This window comes from Bradyrhizobium sp. 215_C5_N1_1 (assembly GCF_052075935.1).
GTDB classification, from domain to species: Bacteria; Pseudomonadota; Alphaproteobacteria; order Rhizobiales; family Xanthobacteraceae; genus Bradyrhizobium; species Bradyrhizobium barranii.
In genome coordinates this window covers 5,831,832-5,849,225 of sequence record NZ_CP197228.1, presented here as the reverse complement: position 1 = coordinate 5,849,225, position 17,394 = coordinate 5,831,832, and the positions used below count along the sequence as shown (strand labels likewise).

Annotated in this window: 13 protein-coding genes; 9 read left to right on the top strand and 4 right to left on the bottom strand. The window is 63.1% G+C overall.

What is annotated here, in order from left to right; translation table 11 throughout:
• The first annotated feature begins 137 nt into the window (after positions 1-137).
• Together glmS and AB7G19_RS28330 are read left to right on the top strand one after the other, a co-directional pair.
• Positions 138-1,961: a glutamine--fructose-6-phosphate transaminase (isomerizing) gene (gene glmS / locus AB7G19_RS28335; RefSeq protein WP_441268504.1), complete on the top strand. Its 1,824-nt coding sequence runs from the start codon at positions 138-140 to the stop codon at positions 1,959-1,961.
• 467 nt (positions 1,962-2,428) lie between these two features.
• Positions 2,429-2,629 carry a hypothetical protein gene (locus AB7G19_RS28330; protein WP_014496380.1) on the top strand — a complete coding sequence of 67 codons (201 nt, stop codon included), beginning with the start codon at positions 2,429-2,431 and terminating at the stop codon, positions 2,627-2,629.
• 120 nt (positions 2,630-2,749) lie between these two features.
• On the opposite strand, the gene AB7G19_RS28325 is transcribed toward AB7G19_RS28330, so the two are convergent.
• Positions 2,750-3,148, bottom strand: a complete 399-nt coding sequence (locus AB7G19_RS28325; protein ID WP_441268503.1) for a hypothetical protein — start codon at positions 3,146-3,148, stop codon at positions 2,750-2,752.
• Positions 3,149-3,438: 290 nt separating this feature from the next.
• Positions 3,439-3,687 carry a hypothetical protein gene (locus tag AB7G19_RS28320; protein ID WP_441268502.1) on the bottom strand — a complete coding sequence of 83 codons (249 nt, stop codon included), beginning with the start codon at positions 3,685-3,687 and terminating at the stop codon, positions 3,439-3,441.
• 232 nt (positions 3,688-3,919) lie between these two features.
• Here AB7G19_RS28320 and AB7G19_RS28315 point away from each other — a divergent pair, with 232 nt between their 5' ends.
• From AB7G19_RS28315 to AB7G19_RS28285, 7 genes are all read left to right on the top strand, one after another.
• A complete protein-coding gene (locus AB7G19_RS28315; RefSeq protein WP_247308935.1) occupies positions 3,920-4,099 on the top strand; it encodes a hypothetical protein in 180 nt (59 codons plus the stop codon).
• A 77-nt stretch (positions 4,100-4,176) separates the two neighbouring features.
• Positions 4,177-4,857, top strand: a complete 681-nt coding sequence (locus tag AB7G19_RS28310; RefSeq protein WP_014496376.1) for a response regulator transcription factor — start codon at positions 4,177-4,179, stop codon at positions 4,855-4,857.
• A 55-nt stretch (positions 4,858-4,912) separates the two neighbouring features.
• Positions 4,913-6,334 carry an ATP-binding protein gene (locus AB7G19_RS28305; RefSeq protein WP_441268501.1) on the top strand — a complete coding sequence of 474 codons (1,422 nt, stop codon included), beginning with the start codon at positions 4,913-4,915 and terminating at the stop codon, positions 6,332-6,334.
• A gap of 179 nt (positions 6,335-6,513) precedes the next feature.
• Complete coding sequence (gene rpoH / locus AB7G19_RS28300) at positions 6,514-7,434, top strand: RNA polymerase sigma factor RpoH (RefSeq protein WP_166353817.1); 921 nt, start codon at positions 6,514-6,516, stop codon at positions 7,432-7,434.
• 139 nt (positions 7,435-7,573) lie between these two features.
• On the top strand, positions 7,574-10,756 hold the full coding sequence (locus AB7G19_RS28295) for an efflux RND transporter permease subunit (protein WP_441268500.1): 3,183 nt from the start codon (positions 7,574-7,576) through the stop codon (positions 10,754-10,756).
• Positions 10,753-12,024 carry an efflux RND transporter periplasmic adaptor subunit gene (locus AB7G19_RS28290; protein ID WP_441268499.1) on the top strand — a complete coding sequence of 424 codons (1,272 nt, stop codon included), beginning with the start codon at positions 10,753-10,755 and terminating at the stop codon, positions 12,022-12,024. The genes AB7G19_RS28295 and AB7G19_RS28290 overlap by 4 nt, the downstream gene beginning before the upstream one ends.
• A gap of 10 nt (positions 12,025-12,034) precedes the next feature.
• Positions 12,035-12,736, top strand: coding sequence for a hypothetical protein (locus AB7G19_RS28285; protein WP_441268498.1), 702 nt, complete (start codon positions 12,035-12,037; stop codon positions 12,734-12,736).
• 87 nt (positions 12,737-12,823) lie between these two features.
• Here the strand turns inward: AB7G19_RS28285 and AB7G19_RS28280 are convergent, their stop codons facing one another.
• Both AB7G19_RS28280 and AB7G19_RS28275 read right to left on the bottom strand, forming a co-directional pair.
• The gene (locus tag AB7G19_RS28280) at positions 12,824-14,032 is read right to left on the bottom strand and encodes an ABC transporter substrate-binding protein (RefSeq protein WP_441268497.1); all 1,209 of its coding nucleotides are present in this window, start codon (positions 14,030-14,032) and stop codon (positions 12,824-12,826) included.
• A gap of 79 nt (positions 14,033-14,111) precedes the next feature.
• The gene (locus tag AB7G19_RS28275) at positions 14,112-17,012 is read right to left on the bottom strand and encodes an ATP-binding protein (protein WP_441268496.1); all 2,901 of its coding nucleotides are present in this window, start codon (positions 17,010-17,012) and stop codon (positions 14,112-14,114) included.
• Between the last annotated feature and the right edge of the window lie 382 nt (positions 17,013-17,394).

Here is a 17,394-nt window from a genome sequence, read left to right as displayed (position 1 = left end):
GCTTGAGCGTCTCGCCGAAGCACGCGCAGCAGGCAGGCCAAAGGTGAGGGGGCCAGGCCGCTGCCGTCGCGTTAGGAGATTGCCCGCAATCGTGGTTGCGCTTGGTGGGCCCGTTGATAGATGCTCGGAGAGAGGCTATGTGCGGAATTGTTGGTGTCGTCGGGCGGGGCCCAGCCTCTGCTCTCCTTCTAGATGCGCTGAAGCGGCTTGAATATCGCGGATATGACTCGGCCGGTATTGCCACTCTCGAGGACGGTTCGCTGACGCGACGTCGTGCGGTCGGAAAGCTCGTGAACCTCAAGAGTCGGCTCGACTTGGAGCCGCTTGCCGGGCGGATCGGAATTGGTCACACCCGCTGGGCAACGCACGGCCGTCCCGATGAGACGAATGCGCATCCTCACATGGTTGATGGTGTGGCGATCGTGCACAATGGGATCATCGAAAACCATCGAGAGTTGCGCAATGATCTCAAAGCGGCCGGTGCACATTTTGCGACCGAAACCGACTCCGAAGTGGTTGCGCATCTCGTTAGCCGCGAGCGGAAGAACGGATACGAGCCGGTCGCAGCGGTGCGTAAGGTGCTCCCGCGCTTGAGCGGAACGTTCGCGCTCGCCTTCCTGTTCGAGGGGCACGACAATCTCCTGATCGGTGCCCGAAAGGGCTCGCCGCTTGCTGTTGGCTACGGTTGCGGCGAAATGTTCCTGGGGTCGGATGCGATGGCGCTCGCGCCTCTGACGGATATTGTCGCCTACCTTGAGGACGGCGATCTCGCCGTTGTGACCCGAGAGCAGATCGAGTTTATCGACGTGAACGGCGCGCGCCTGCGCCGTACGTCGGCCAAAATCGCCGGTGCCGCCGTGATTGTTCACAAGGGCGAGCATCGCCACTTCATGGCGAAGGAGATTCACGAACAGCCGAAGGTGGTTGGGCAGACGCTTGCGCAATATATCGCGCGCGACGGGACAATCAGGTTGCCGGCGGGCGTGGATGCGGACCTCAGGACAGTCGATCGCGTGTCGATTGTAGCTTGCGGGACCTCCTTCTACGCCGGTCTGATTGCGAAGTACTGGTTCGAGCGCTACGCCAAGCTCCCGGTCGAGATCGATATTGCTTCGGAGTTCCGCTATCGCGATGTTCCGTTCGGCGCGGGCAATCTGGCGATTTTCGTGTCGCAGTCCGGCGAAACGGCCGACACGCTCGCTTCGTTGGAGTTCGCCAAGACCCACGGCCAGCGCGTTCTCGCTGTCGTCAACGTGCAAACCTCGACGATGGCTCGTTCGAGCCACATCGTAATGCCCACATTGGCCGGTCCGGAAATAGGGGTCGCATCGACAAAGGCGTTCACCTGTCAGCTGGCAATCTTGCTCTGCATTGCAATCGCTGCCGGTCGCAGTCGCGGTGTGCTCTCGGCCGAAGACGAGCGCTCACTCGTCCGGACCCTTGCCGAGATTCCAGACTATATGGCCCGCGCGCTCGAACTGGAGCCGAAAGTCCATGAGCTCGCGCGTGAGATCGCCAGGGCCAGAGACGCTCTATTCATAGGCCGGGGCACCAATTATCCGCTGGCATTGGAGGGAGCCCTCAAGCTCAAGGAGGTCACTTACATTCACGCAGAGGGCTATGCGGCCGGCGAGCTCAAACATGGACCGATCGCGCTGATCGACAAGGGCCTGCCGGTCATCGTCATCGCGCCGTACGACGCGACGTTCGAAAAGACCATGTCGAATATGCAGGAGGTGATCGCCCGCGGGGGCCGCATTATCCTCTTGACCGACGAGAGAGGTGCTTCACTCGCCGCGTCCAGTGGTTGCTCGGTCCTGGCGTTGCCGGATATGCCCCCGATCGTGGCGCCGCTGGCTCTCGCGGTGCCGCTACAACTCCTTGCCTATCACAGCGCCGCGATTATGGGGACCGACGTGGACCAGCCGCGAAATCTCGCGAAGTCCGTGACCGTCGAATAGTCGGTCCGGTCGCGCGACTTCCGCTTCAGAAAGAGGTGCTGCCGAAAGCAGGATGCTGGTCTGACAGACCGGGACGCTCCGAAATGGGTGCCTCCTTCGACCAGTCCGCGTTCTCGGCCGCTCGGCGTAGAGTCTAGTGGCCTTCGGGCCCAGGTTAAGCACCGATGTCCGTAGGGCAGGCGGCCCCGCTATATTGTAACCGCGTTGGCGGGGCCGCTGCTGCCAAGAAACGAGCTAGGACCTGTGCGGCTCGGACTTGAGATACGCAACTCCTCAGAACCAGCCGCCTTGCGCGCGCTCCGCAGCCGAATCCTCGCGGACTCTTCGGCATCAGGCGGCAAGGGCAGCCCGTTCAGGGAGTAGTCCTTTCGGGTTATTGGAAGACCGTTCCGCTTCGAGATAGCTTCAGACAAGCCCGTCCGGTCGACGAGCTCGTTTGGCATGCTACGTGCGCTTCGCGAGGGATCATGTCGGTTTTGACGGGAACAGCCGGCGCGGACATTCGACGTGGTGATATGATTAAGGTGATCAAAGGGAGGCTGTTCCCGGCGCTCCTTTACGAGCAATATGAGGGCGGCGCCGCCGAAGATATTCCCGAGGGCGCCCGTGCCTATTGCCTCAAAGACAAAGTCTGGCGAACGATGCCTCCGGGCTTCCGCCCCTCCTAGAGCTTATTGGCGAAGCAGCATCGCAAGATGGCCGAGCCAGGCTCGGCCAAGTCGCGAGCGGGGCGGCGCCGCAACCTCCGCGGTCGGTCTGGACCGACGGCGGAGCGCCGTGTGTGCAGACTAGCTGCAGCTCAGCGGCAACGGCTGGTCGGGGTGCAACTCGTACCAATCGTAGCAATCTGGATAGGCGCCGTAGAATCCGTATCCGGGTCGATCGCGACCAAAGCGGTGGAACGCATGTTGGCGCAGGCCGATGCCGCCGTTGCCGGCATGACCGCCGAATCCGAGATGTTCGCCGCCAAAGCCTCCATCACGCGCCATGCCACCGAAATGCGCGCCGCCGCCGCCGAAGCCCATATGTCCGCCGCCAAAGCCACCACCGCCAAAACTGCCGTGGCCGCCGCCGCCAAAGCCACCACCGTGGCCGCCGCCGCCGCCACCGCCGTGCGCCTCGGCCGCGCCGATGGCTAGGGTCGAGGCAAGCGCCGCTGTTGCCAAAATCATGATTGCTCGTTTCATGGGACACTCCTTTCGTGTCGATCTGCCTGGTCACCCATGCAATCCGCTTCCGCGTCGTGCCGTCGCCGAAGCTCCTGATGACAAGGCTCGTGATGAAAGGAGAGGTAGGAGCGATGCGCGGCAATCCCACTAAATTCGACTTCAGGAACGAGGCGCGCCGGTAGGGAAGGTGATCCTGCCCGCGGGGGCCGCGGCCCACAGAAGGGGCGGGCTGAACGTTCCAGCCCGCCCCCGTCGTTCGATGAGGAACGGCCGACCGAGGCGCCCGGCCGGCCAAGGAAATGCCGCAATCAGAAGCTGCCCGTGCCGGGCTCGCAAGGCACGTTGTTGCCGGTCCACGGCGCCGTCGCGAAAGCGCCGACGCGCGGCGCGGGAACGCAGACGCGGCCTCCCTGCTGATAGAAGGGCGCGTCCGACGCGGCCGTATCGGTTGTCATCGCGGGCTGTCGCATGACGGAATGGTGCTCGCGCGCCATGACGGGTCCCCCGAGCAAGGCGGCTGCAATCAATCCCGTCGACAAGAGTTTGAGAGTGGTCATTTCGGCTTCTCCTTTGATGACATCAGGCCGACCAAGCGGCTCACCATCAACGTATGGACGGCCGGGCGTCATCCAAATGCACGAATTGCTCACCGGATTTCAACGGCCTGTGAGCCGGCGCGGCGCTGCAAGCACGATCGTGCGAATGCGCAACATCCGTTGCCTTGAGAGTAACGGGGAGCGCATCGCAGGCATATGTTCATGAAAGCGCAGTTCAGAATGGAGGCGGAAGATGATCATGACGACAGCGAGACGTATGGCCATCGCGCTGGCCCTGTTGGCGACGGGCTCGGCGCGCTTCCTGAATCGCTATTTAGTGGTGCCCCATGCTCCGCAGGACTATCTCGTCAGACAACGAGTGGCCTATGGCAGGCTGGCGCGGCGCCGCGCGTCCAGAGCGGGCGGGCATTGAACATGACGCTCCGGACCGCCGAGCCCGTGCTCCCGCGCCGCAGGCCGAAGCGCCTCGCAGAACGTGGGAGCAGGATCATGACGCGGATTCTTCTGATCGAAGATGATGCCGAAACCGCCGAGGTGATCGTCGCCGAACTCGCCGATCGCGGTTTTGAGGTCCAATGGGCCCCTGACGGCGTCGACGGTCTCGATCGGGCGCGCGCGGCGTGTCCGGATGCCATGATCGTCGATCGCATGCTGCCCGGAATGGACGGACTGACCGTGATCGAGGCCTTGCGCAAGGATCGGGTCGGGACGCCGGTGCTGGTTCTGAGTGCGCTCGGCGCCGTCGACGATCGGGTCCGCGGATTGCGCATGGGGGGAGACGACTATCTCACCAAGCCGTTCGCCATCATCGAGCTCGTCGCGCGCATAGAGGCATTGCTGCGCCGTCCGATGGACAGCCGCGAGACCACGTTGCATGTCGGGCCGCTGGAGCTCGACCTGATCGAGCGGACCGCGCGACGGGACGAGCGCGAGATCGATCTGTTGCCGCGCGAGTTCCGCCTGCTCGAATACATGATGCGCCGGAGCGATCAGTTGCTCACGCGCGCGATGCTGCTCGAAGAGGTCTGGAACTACAAGTTCGTTCCGGCAACGACGAATCTGATCGACGTGCATATGGGCCGGCTGCGCCACAAGGTCGATGGTCCCGGCGATACGCAGCTCATCCACAATGTTCGCGGCTCCGGCTTCATTCTGCGTTCGCGCGCATAGAGACGCGAAACCCAGGGGCTCGCGGAGCACATCTCGGACGAAGAGTGCCGGTTCGATGCGCCAAATTCAGTTCATCCGTTCGAACACGTTCCTCTGGGCCCTGGCGGTGGCGGCCGCATTTGCGCTGTTCGTAGTTGGGCTGTTCGCGTTCACCTATTGGAAGCTCGACGACTATCTGATCGCGCGATCCGACCGCATGATCATGACCCGGATCAATTTCATCGCCGATTTGCCGTCGGGGCGCCGCATTGGAGCGATCTCCGATCATCTCGAGCAGGATTCCAGGGGCGTGCAGTACGCGGGACTTTTCAATGCTGCCGGCACCCGGCTTGCCGGCAACATCGACAGCTTGCCGCGCGCACTCGATCTCGGCGGAGCGGCGCAGGGTGTGCGGCTCGACCTCATTGAGAAATCGGCGGTCCACGGACCGGTCATCAGGGTCGTGGGCAGGCGTCTTGAGAACGGCGATGTCCTGGTGATGGGACGGAATGTCGATGAGACGCGCGAAATCTCAAGTGTCGTGGGGCAGGCACTCGCGCTCGGCCTGCTGCCGGCGTTCTGCCTCTGTCTGCTGGCCGGAGCGTGGCTGAGTGTTCGCGCGCAGAGACGCGTGGAGGAGGTGAACCAGCGGGTGCAGCGGATCGTGGCCGGGGAGTTGCGCGAGCGGCTTCCGGAGGACAATTCCGACGATCCGTTCGCGCGACTGGCCAGGATCGTCAACGGCATGCTCGCCGAGATGGAGACCATGATCAACGCGCTTGCCGGTGTCGGCAACGATATCGCCCATGATCTCAGGACGCCGCTCACGCGCGCACGCCTGGCGCTGGAGCGCGGCCGAACGCATGCGACCACCCTGGAGCAGCTCCAGGAGGTCACGGACAAGGCAATGGCCGGAATCGACCAGTCGCTCGCGATCGTCACCGCCTTGCTGCGCCTCACCGAGATCGAGAACAGCCGCCGCACCGCCGGTTTCGGTAACGTTGCGCTCGACGAGATCCTGCGCGAGGTGTGCGACGTCTATGAGCCCATCGCCGAAGACAAGGGCATCGGGCTTGGCGTCGTCATCGATCGCAATGTGCAGGTGTGGGGCGATCGGGACCTGTTGTTCGAAGCGATGGCAAATCTCGTGGACAATGCCGTCAAGTTCACGCCGCCCGGCGGCCAGGTGAGGCTCGAACTGGTGTCGGAAGACGACACGGCGCTCGTGCGCGTAAGTGACACCGGACCCGGCATCAGCACGCAGGAGCGCGAAGCGGTGCTGCGGCGATTCTATCGTTCCGACAAGATGCGCAATACGCCGGGGGTCGGGCTGGGACTGAGCCTGGTGGCTGCCATCGTCAAGCTGCATGGCTTTCGATTGATCATCGGTCCGGCTCCCGGCGGGCGGATCGAGATCCTTGCCTGGACCGGGAGGGCGAGCAAAGCCGCCGCATGCCGGTCCCGGACCCCAACTCTCGCAACCGTCAATCAGATGTGATGCCCCTCATGATGCGCGATGTTCACGATGCCAGGACATGCCGAATGTCTGAAGGCGAATTCAGGTTTGTTACGCTCAATTCAGTGGCCTCCTCCTTCGGAGGCTTCCTAGAGTCCGCTTGCCGGTTTCGTATGTGGGAGTGACAGATGCAGAGCCACGAAGTCGCGAGGAATGGTGCCATGGCTGTCGCGGCCGGAGCCCCATCGCTCCCCTTTCTCAGCGCCTATTCCGCCGCCATCAAGCGCTATGAACTGCTTGAGCCCGGTCACGAGCAGCAGCTTGCGCGCCGCTGGCAGGAGACGCGGGACCGCGGTGCCGTGAACGCGCTCGTCACGAGCCATCTCCGGCTCGCAGCCAAGGTGGCGCGCGGCTACAAGGGGTACGGTCTGCCCTTGGCCGATGTGATTGCGGAGGCAAATCTCGGCCTCGTCATCGCGGCGTCACGCTTCGAACCCGGCCGCGGTGCGCGGTTCTCCACCTATGCGGTTTGGTGGATCAAGGCCTCGGTTCACGAATACATCCTGCGCTCCTGGTCTCTGGTCAGGATCGGCACGACGGCAGCGCAGAAGAAGCTGTTCTTCAAGCTCCGTAGCGAGATGAGGAAAGCCGCGGGCGGCGCGATGGCGGCGCTCACGCCCGATGTCGCCGAGACGATCGCGGAAAGGCTCGACGTCACGGCGCGTGAGGTGATCGAGATGGATTCCCGCCTGAACGGTGACATGTCGCTGAACGCGCGCGTTGGCGACGACGAGCAGGGAACCGAATGGGAAGCGTTGCTGGTCGATCAGGCGATCGACGCGGAGACGGTGCTCGCCGATCATGAGCAGACGGAGCGCCGTACCAACGCCTTGCGCGTTGCGCTGGGCATGCTCACGGCGCGCGAGCGTCATATTCTGGAGGCAAGGCGGCTGGCGGAATGCCCGGTTACGCTGGACCAACTCGGCTTCGAGCTTTCGATCTCCAGCGAGCGGGTTCGGCAGATCGAGATCCGCGCCTTTGCCAAGGTCAGGCGAGCCGCAATTCTTGCCGCGCAGGATGCGGCGCGCAAGCGCCCCGACGGCGCCTCGGGCTCACGACCGCGGGAGCTCACCGCTCCATGAGCGATCGAGAAGCGGTGATGCCGGTACGAATGATGTCTGTCCTGCCACGGAGCATCTGAATTCGTTTTCATTTGAACGGATGCTCTCCCGTCCTCATCTGTTCAATGATCCCGCGCAACTTGCTTCAGGCAGAACCACCATGGGAATTGTTCGCTTCGCGCTACGGTTTCCGCACACGTTCTATGTGCTTGCGGCACTGATCCTGTTTCTCGGCGGCATCGCGATCTGGTCGATGCCGACGGACATTTTTCCGGAGATCCGCATTCCCGTCGTCACGGTGGTGTGGAGCTACACCGGCCTGTCTACGCCCGAGATGGAGCAGCGGGTCAGCACCTACAGCCAGTATTCGATCAGCGCCAATGTCAGCGGCATCAAGAACATCGAGGCGCAAACTCTCAACGGCCTGTCGGTTCAGAAGATCTACTTCCAGCCGGACGTGAATCTCGACCTCGCAATCTCGCAGATCGTCTCGGCAACCAACGCCATCCGCGCTCTGATGCCGCCGGGCATTCAGCCGCCAATCATCGTGCAGTTCAATGCATCGAGCGTGCCGGTGCTGCAGCTCAGCCTCGAGTCCAATAGTCTGAACGAGCAGCAATTATACGATTTCGGTATCTACCGTATCCGGCAGCAATTGGCGCCTGTTCCGGGCGTGACGCTGCCCACGCCTGCCGGCGGCAAGTACCGCCAGATCATGGTCGACATCGATCCGAACAAGCTCCTGTCGCGCGGATTGACGCCGCTCGACATCGTCAATGCGGTGAACACCCAAAATCTGACGCTGCCCACCGGGACGACGAAAATCGGCGACACCCAGTACACCGTTCGAACCAACGCCACGCCGGCCTCGATCAAGGATCTCAACATGATCCCGGTCAAGTTCGTGAACGGGGCCACGATCTTCCTGAAGGACGTGGCCCAGGTCCGGGACGGCTCCCAGGTCCAGCAGAACATCGTGCGCGAGGACGGTCATCGCGCCGTCCTGCTCAGCGTGATCAAGAACGGAAATGCCTCGACGCTCGCTGTCGTCAACGGGGTCAAGAAGGCCTTGAGTTCGATTCGCGCGTCGGCTCCTGCAGGGCTGAAGATCAACGAGCTGTTCGATCAGTCGGTCTTCGTCACCCATTCGGTCGATGGCGTGCTGCGCGAGGGCGCGATCGCGGCCGGCCTCACTGCAATGATGATCCTGCTGTTTCTGGGATCGTGGCGATCGACACTGGTCGTCTTGATCTCGATCCCGCTGGCGATGCTGTCTTCGCTGGTCGTGCTGTATTGTCTCGGCGAGACCTTGAACACGATGACGCTCGGCGGGCTTGCACTCGCGGTCGGTATCCTGGTCGACGATTCCACGGTGACGATCGAGAACACGCACCGGCTCTGGACCGAGGAAGGCATGCCGTTGCCTGATGCGACGCTGCACGGGGCGGCTGAAATCGCAGTGCCGACGCTCGTCTCCACGCTCGCGATCAGCTGTGTGTTCACCTCGGTCGTCTTTCTGGAAGGGCCGGCCAAATACCTCTTCACCCCGCTGGGTCTGGCGGTGGTGTTCGCGATGCTGGCGTCATATGCGTTGTCGCGAACGCTGACGCCGATCACTATCGGCCTGCTGCTGAAAGGCGAACGGCGCCATGGCGAGGGCGGAAGCCCGTCGGGCATGTTCGGTCGCGCCTCGGCGATGTTCGACCGCGGATTCGAACGCCTGCGCAACGGCTATTCCGACCTGCTGTTGACGTTGCTTCGGCGTCGCGTTGTCGTGCCGGTCGTCGCGGTGCTGGTGCTTGCTCTTGGGGCCACCATGTTCGTCTATGTCGGTAGGGACTTCTATCCCCTGATCGACGGCGGCCAGATCCAGCTCCACGTTCGCGCGCCCGCGGGTACCCGCATCGAGAAGACGGAAGCGATCTTCCAGGCGGTCGAAGACATGATCCGTGAAGTGATTCCAGAGCGGGACCGGGCGCTGATCGTCGACAATATCGGGCTTCCGGCGCGTCCCTACAATCTCGCATTCACCGACGGCTCGACGATCGGTGTGAACGACGGCACCATTCTCGTGTCGCTCAAGGACGGACACAAGCCGACCGCGGACTACGTCAGGAAACTGCGCCAGGTGCTGCCGGCGGCGTTCCCGGAGGACACGTTCTATTTCCAGGCGGCCGACATCGTGACGCAGATCCTGAACTTCGGTCTTCCGGCACAGATCGATGTCCGCACGGTTGGCTACGGCGCCAACAATCTGGCCGTGGCCAAGGAGCTGCAGAAGAGCCTCGCGGCGATCCCCGGTGTCGTCGATGCGCATCTGCAGCAGGAAGTCGATGCTCCGGCGTTCTATGCCGACATCGACCGCACGCGGGCCGCGCAGCTCGGGCTCAACGCCAGCACGGTGGCGACCAATATCAATGTCAGCCTCAGTTCGTCGGCTCAGGTCTCGCCGAACTTCTGGACCGATCCGACGTCGGGCATCCCGTATTATCTGGCCGTGCAGACGCCCGAATACAGGGCCAATTCGCTGAACGCACTGGGAAATACGCCGGTGTCGGCCTCGCTTGCCGCGAGCGGGCAGACGGTGCCCGGCCTCCTCAGCAATGTCGCGACGTTCAAGCGGGGGAGTGTCCCCACCAATTCGAACCAGGCAAACGTCCAGCCGGTGTTTGACGTCTATGCGAGCGTCCAGGGTCGCGATCTCGGCGGCGTCGCGGCCGATATCAACAAGGTCACGTCCACACTCCAGAAGCAGCTCCAGCCGGGTAATTCGATCCAGGTCCTGGGACAGATCCAGAGCATGAATCAGTCGTTCCGCAATCTCGGAATCGGCCTGCTGTTTGCCGCCATCCTGGTCTACCTGCTGATGGTCGTGAACTACCAGAACTTCGGCGATCCCTTCGTCGTCATCATGGCGCTGCCGGCGACCTTGTGCGGCATCTTGACGATGCTGTTCATCACCGGAACGACACTGAACGTGCCTTCGCTGATGGGGGCGATCATGGCGGTCGGCGTTGCCTCCGCGAATTCGATCCTGCTCGTGACGTTCGCGCGTGATGAGCAATTGAAGGGACATTCCGCGTTCCAGGCGGCGCTGAGCGCGGGCCGCACCAGGATCCGTCCAGTCTTGATGACTGCTGCCGCGATGATCGTGGGCATGATCCCGATGGCGCTCGGAGGTCCGGGCGAGGAGCAGAACGCCGCGCTCGCGCGCGCGGTGATCGGCGGACTTCTGTTCGCGACCCCGACGACTTTGCTGATCGTGCCGTACCTCTTTGCCATGCTGCGCAAAGGTAACGATGGCAAGCCTCACCACGGCGTATTCGAGGAGCAACCGGAATGAGCGACGTTCGTGTGCGGACCAATGACGACGAGGCGAGGGACCCGCCCGATGCGGAGAGCCGCCGCATCGTCGAGCTCCCCGGCAAGGCCGCGCCATCCGGACGCCGTTACGGCGGCGCGCTGCTCGGAGGAGGGATGCTTCTGCTGCTCGCGGGCGGTCTCGGCATTGGCGGCTGGCGGCACTATCAGGCGGCGCGTGAGGTCGCTGCAGTGGCGGAGCAGGTGAGAACCGCCATTCCGGAAGTGCGGGTGGCGGCGGTCCGGCCCAGCGGCGATCTGATGAAGGTTACCTTGCCGGCGACGACGACCGCGTTCGAGGCAGCTAATATCTTCGCGCGGACCAGTGGCTATATCGAAAAGCGCTACGTGGATATCGGCGATCGGGTCAAGAAAGGCGATCTTCTCGCGGCAATCACCGCTCCGGAGCTCGACCAGCAGATCGCCCAGGCCCAGGCGACGTTGGCCCAAAACCAGGCCGCCTTGCAGCAGGCGCAAGCGAGCCGGGAGCTTGCCGACGTCACCAATGCGCGCGACAGCAATCTGGTCAAGCAAGGCTGGCTGACGGCACAGCAGGGCGACAACGATCGTCTCACCCTGCGTGCACAGCAGGCGGCCGTCGGTGTCGCCCAGTCGAACATCACAGCGCAGGAAGCCCAGATTCGGGTGCTCCAGCAGGAGAAGGCCTATCAGCGCGTGGTGGCGCCGTTCGACGGCGTGATCACACAGCGCAACGTGGACAATGGCAGCCTGGTGCAGGCCGGGTCGACCTTCATGTTCACGCTGATGCATTCCAATGTGATCCGAACCCAGGTTTTCGTGCCGCAGGACGAGGCCTTCGGAGTTGGACCGGGCGTCGACGCGGATATTCGCGTCCCCGAGATTCCGGGGCGGACGTTTCCGGGGAAAGTCACGCGCATCGCAAGCGCATTGCAGCCGGGAAGCCGAACTCTGCTGACCGAGATCGACGTGCCCAATCCGGACGGTGCCTTAAGTCCTGGTATTTACTGCACGGTCGAGCTGTCGATCCCACGCAAGACGCCGTCGATGACCGTCTCGTCCGATGCGCTCGTCTTCGATCAGAACGGTCTTCATGTCGCGGTCGTGCGGAATGGCACCGTTCATCTGCAGCACGTCTCGATCGCGCGGGACTTGGGCACCACAATTGAAGTGCGCGAGGGGCTACAGCCCGGCGACCAGGTCGTGCTCAATCCGGCGGTGAACCTGGCGGAGGGCAGCAAGGTCACCATTCGCAAGGTCGAGGTCAGTTAGGAGCATAGAGATGATCCGGATCGTGCTCGCAACAACGATCGCCCTGCTGTTGGGCTGTTCTTCGAGTGAGGCGCAGGTCTCAACGATGGGCACCACGGCGATGGGCCTTCCAACCGTACCGGGTGCGATCGTCACCTCGCCGCTCAATAGTCCGGGTCCGTTTTCCGCAACAACCGAGCCTGGCACTCCCGACACGACGCTGGCGCCTGTTCCGCTCGCCTCGGATCCGACGACGCCGGGTACGGTCGTCGTCTGCGCCACGCCATCGACGTCTCCGATGCCGGTGCCGGCGACCCCGATCGTATCGAGCATCGGCTCGTCAGCGTCAGGCATCGGCGCTCCGCTATTGCCGGTCACAGGCCAAACCGGCAGCTCCATCGGAACGATTCCCGCAGCGGCACCGGCGGGAACGGGGACGACGGTCGCATGCAGCTCGACGCCGGGAGGGCTCGCGACAAGCGCTGCGTCCCTGCCGCTCTCGATCCCGCAAGTGCCGTCCAGTCTCGCGCCCGGCACGATCCTGGCGGACACCAGCGCCGCCGGCGGCACCGGCATCGATCCGAATGCCGCCGTCATGCCGAGCCCGAACAGCACGGCCTGCGCGGAGGGAGTCTCGATGAACCTCGCAGCGCCTGCGACTGTGTTGCCGGCCAACGCCTCAGGCGCGGCGCCAACGCCGGGAGTGTCGCCGATCTTGCCGCCGGGATGCTGAGACGACGCCGCTACAGGACTCTCGTCGCACCGGGTGCGGATCGGGGGATGACACGTCGGCTGGCGTAGCCTTGGCCGTACCAGCGCTTCACGTTGCCGGGCGTAGCTTCAAAACTTCGGCGTCGGGCGGCAGCATCGTTCCACCGTCCCGGTATTTCCAGTCCACCATCACACCCTTGTTGCCCCGTACAGTGGTGCGGCCGACGAAGGTCCCCATGGTGCTCTGATGGTCGATGGAACGCCAAATCGCCGGGCCGAATGGCGTTTCGAAGCCGACGTTGCCAAAGCCGTCGGCCATCGCCTCGGTATCGAATCTCCCGAGCTTCGCGATCGGCGCCACGATGGAGCTGATCAAGGCGTGACCGACCACGGATCCCATCGTGGGAGCCTCGCCATATCGTGCGGAATAGGCCGAGATGAAGGCGTTGTTGGCGTGATCCAAGACCTCGGTCACCGGATAGCCGGTCACGATCCATCCTTCCGGTGCGTCCTGCCCGAGGGGAAGAAGGTATTCGGGTTCGCCGGTCGTGAACGACACGACGTGTCGCCCTTCGAACAGGCCGCGATCATTGCCTTGCCGGACAAATCTGGCGAGATCGGGTCCGAAGGTGGCGTTGAGGATCGCTTCGGGCTTCTGCTGCGCGAGAGCGTTGACGACCACGCCGGCATCAATGGCACCCAGCGGCGGCCACTGACTGTTGATGAACTCGACGTCGGGACGACGGCGGCTCAGAAGCTGCGTGAACCATCTTACGGCCGACTGCCCGTATTCGTAGTTCGGGGCGATCGTCGCCCACCGCGTCGCCTCCAATTGAGCTGCCTCCTCCACCAGCATGGCTGCCAGCATGTATGTCGAGGGGCGGAGCCGGTAACAATATCGATGTCCTTGCTCCCAAACGAGGGCGTCGGTGAGCGGTTCGCTCGCCACGAAGAGGATCCGGTTTTGCCGGGCGAAGTCGCTGATCGCCAGTCCGACATTCGACAGATATGCGCCGGCCAGAAGATCGACTTCATTCCGCCGCACCAGTTCTTCGGCGGCACGCAGCGCGACGCTCGGCTTGCCTTCGTCGTCCCGGCTGATGACCTGCAGCTCTCGCCCGAGCAGGCCTCCACTCGCATTCAGCTGTTCGACCGCCAACTGCCAGCCGCGACGATAGGGCAGGGTAAACGCGGGCGCGCTGCTATAGGAGTTGATCTCGCCGATCCTGATCGGTCTCGTGCCCTGGGCGCGGATGATGCCGGGCGAAAACACCGACGCGCCAACACTGCCTAAGACCTGTCGTCGAGAGATGCTCATCTGGTACGATCCGGAGGATTGATTGTGAGGGCTGGTCCAGCGCTGCAGGACATGTCGTGCCGGTCGAAAGATCAGCAACCTAGTGGCAGGTGCAGGACGGGGGCCGGTCGTCGCCGCATGTCGAAATCGAGATGCCGGGACTTGCAGCGAGACCGCGCGCAAAGGCGAGCGCGGGAAGATCGACCTCCCGATCGAACAGCGCGCTGACCGGACCGACGAGATCAAGCGCGGTCTGCTGGCGGTCCGACGCTGCCATGATCCTTGCCCAGGCTGCCGCGACCTTCAGCTCGTAGAAGCGGCATTGCTGCTCTCTGGCAACGGACAGGCCCTCGGAGAACAGGACTTCCGAGCGGGACCGATCTGACGAGCCATCGGCCAGCAGGATCTCGCCCTTGATCCGCAGCAGATCAGCAAGGCACCACAATTGCTGGCCTTGCCGGGAGATGGCCAGGGCATCTTCCACGGCGGCCAAGGCCTGCGCAGTCTCGCCGACCGCGAACAGTCCTTCGGCGAGCGATCCGAGAAATTCGGGATTGCGCATCAGCCAGCCGTTCTCGGCCCGCGCTTTCAGTCCGCTGCGCAGCAGCTCTATTCCATCGTGATGTCTGCCTTGCAGGACGAGCAACTGCCCCTTCAGGCAGGACGTCCAGCTCGTCCAGAAAGCTATTCCCTCGCGCGTGACGAGCTCGAGGAGAGACGCTATCGCCTGATCGGCAGTGGCGACATCATGCGTCATCAGCGCAATGGGGCACACGGCGTTCCGCAGCGCGTAAGCGATCGCGAGCTTGTCCTTCTCACGCTGCGCCTCCTCGAGGCATTCCGCGGCCAGGGATCTGCTCTGGGCGATCTTTCCCTGGAGCAGCAGCACGCGGGCTAACATGGCCTTTGCCAGGACGCTCTGGTTGAGCAGGAACCACATCTGGTTCGCGCCGTCCTTCAATCCGTGAGCCGAGTGGTCCAGGGACAGGGTCAGTTCGCGTCGAGCTTCCTCCTGCGCGCCGTAAAAATGGGTGGCGGCGCCGATCAGGCGGCGGCCGACCGTCTCGTTGGCGGGGTTTCCCGTGCGAAGGGCGATCTCCAGATATCGCTCTCCGACACTCTTGGCCGCGTCGTATTGGCCCGAGTTGAGATTATAGCTCCACAGCGTCCAAACAGCCTTGAGCTGAAGCTCGAGATCGGACAGCTCTTCGCCGAGCGCAAGGCCGATGTTCAGAGCCGCCTTCATGCGCTCCGCCGAGCCTGTCGTATTGAGAAGCGCGAACCCCAGCGCGACATAGAGCTGCGCCTTGAGCCTTGGATTGCAGGTCAGCTCTCCGTCAAGATGGGCGAGAGCGTGCTCGATCCGGGTCGAGCATTCCATGAAGGACAGCAGTTGCATCCACACCGGCACAAAGCCGGCTGTCAGCTCTACGCCGAGCGCGGCATCGCCGCCGGGTGCGAAGGCCCAGTCGAGCGCCGCATGCACGTTTCCAATTTCCTGGGCAAGGCGAGTGAGATCGTCGGAGGCGGGGGAGGCATCGCCAGGTGGCATGATGAGCTGCCTGAGAAAGCCCGCATGCCGTCTGCTGGCCTGCGCGCAGAGCCCTGCTTCTGCCAGCTTCTCCAGAGCATAGGCGCGGGTGGTCTCCAGCAGACGCCACCGCCCTTCGAAGGAGGGATCGAGCGAGACCAGCGATTTTCCGACCAGATTGAACAGTGTTTCGATGACGTCCGACCGGGACAACGCGTCGTCCATCATTGCAATGGCCGCATCGAGTGTGAAACCTGCCGGAAACACCGCGAGCCAGCACAACAGCCTTTGCTCGTCGGGCGACAACAGATCGTAGCTCCAGTCCAGCGTCGCTCGCAGGGTCTGGTGCCGCGGCAGTTGGTCCCTGCGGCCGCCGCTCAGCAACTCCATTCGCCTGTCCAGGCGCAGCAAGACGGTGTCTACCCCAAGATTCGCGGTCTGAGCCGCGGCGAATTCCAGCGCGAGCGGAATTCCGTCGAGCCGGCGACAGATGGCAGCCACTTTCAGCAGATCGTCCGCGCCTGGAGAGAAGTTCGCGCGTAGCGCCTGTGTGCGAGCGACGAAGAGCTGCACGGCGCTTGCCTGCAACAGCACACCGGGATCACGCAAACCAGAGTCCGGGACCGACAGCGGCGGGATGGCCGCGACGTATTCGCCATCGATGCGGAGGCCTTCCCGACTCGTCGAAAGAATAGTGACATTGGGACAATAGCGAAGTGCAGCACTCGCGATCTGTGCAGCGATGTCGATGACATGCTCGCAATTGTCCAAGATGAGAAGCAGACGCCGTGACCCGATAGCCTGCGCGATGCAGGCGGCCGAAACCTCCTTGTCACTCAGGGCAAGCTTGAGTGCACGCGCGGTGGTCGATGTCGCAAGTGCCGGATCATGCAAGGTCGCGAGCTCGACCAGCGCCACCGCACCATCGAATGAGGATGCGACCAGGCGCGCAAGTTCGATGGCCAGCTTTGTTTTCCCGATGCCTCCCGGGCCGACCAAAGTCACGGCCCGATATGCGAACATAAGTTCGGCAATTTCGCTCAGGCAATCCTCGCGCCCGATAAGAGGAGCGCGCGTGTTCGGTAGGTTGTTCGAAAAGGATTCGATGGCCGGGACGGATACCGATGTCGCTGCGGGCTGATCCAAATGCCCGCTTCGCCAGGTCCCGGCGAGGGTATATCCACGGCCCGAGATCGTCTTGAGGAGATCGCGATCTTTGCCCAGCGCCTTGCGGACGGCGGAGATATGGACCTGTAGCGTGTTGTCCTCGACGGCCAGGCCTGACCAGACACTTCCGATCAAATCATCCTTGGTCACCAGGTGACCGGCGCAACCCGCCAGTTTCTCGAGAATCTCGAATGCGCGGCTTCCGATCGGGACCGTGATGTTGTCGCACTTCAGCTCTCTCCGCTGGCAATCGATGAGCCAGTTACCGAAAGAGTAGGTTCGTACAGCGGGCGAAGGCGACATAAGGGGGTCCGTGGATCAGCTTCACTGCCGCAATCTAGGAGAGTGACGTGACCCCCAAAGATCACCGCCCCTGGCAAGATTCTGAAAGCGTCAGTATGCCCAGGTGTCGTACAAGGGAGGCCGTTGGGGTGTCAAGACGACCTTCTCAGTAGCCGGCTGTTCGCCATGGCTCGATGCAGGCGTCCGAAACGCTCGTTGCTTGCACACGAATTCGTGAGGACGAATGGGAGTGCCAAAATGGGAGAGCGGGCCGGAAGGAGCGTGCAGCACATCCCGACAGCAACACAGGGCAGGGGATTTCGCGTCGCGACGGTTCAGAAGCTCGGCGGCCTGCTTGGTCTCTTCATTATCGAACGGTCGAAGCGACACCTGTTCACATCGC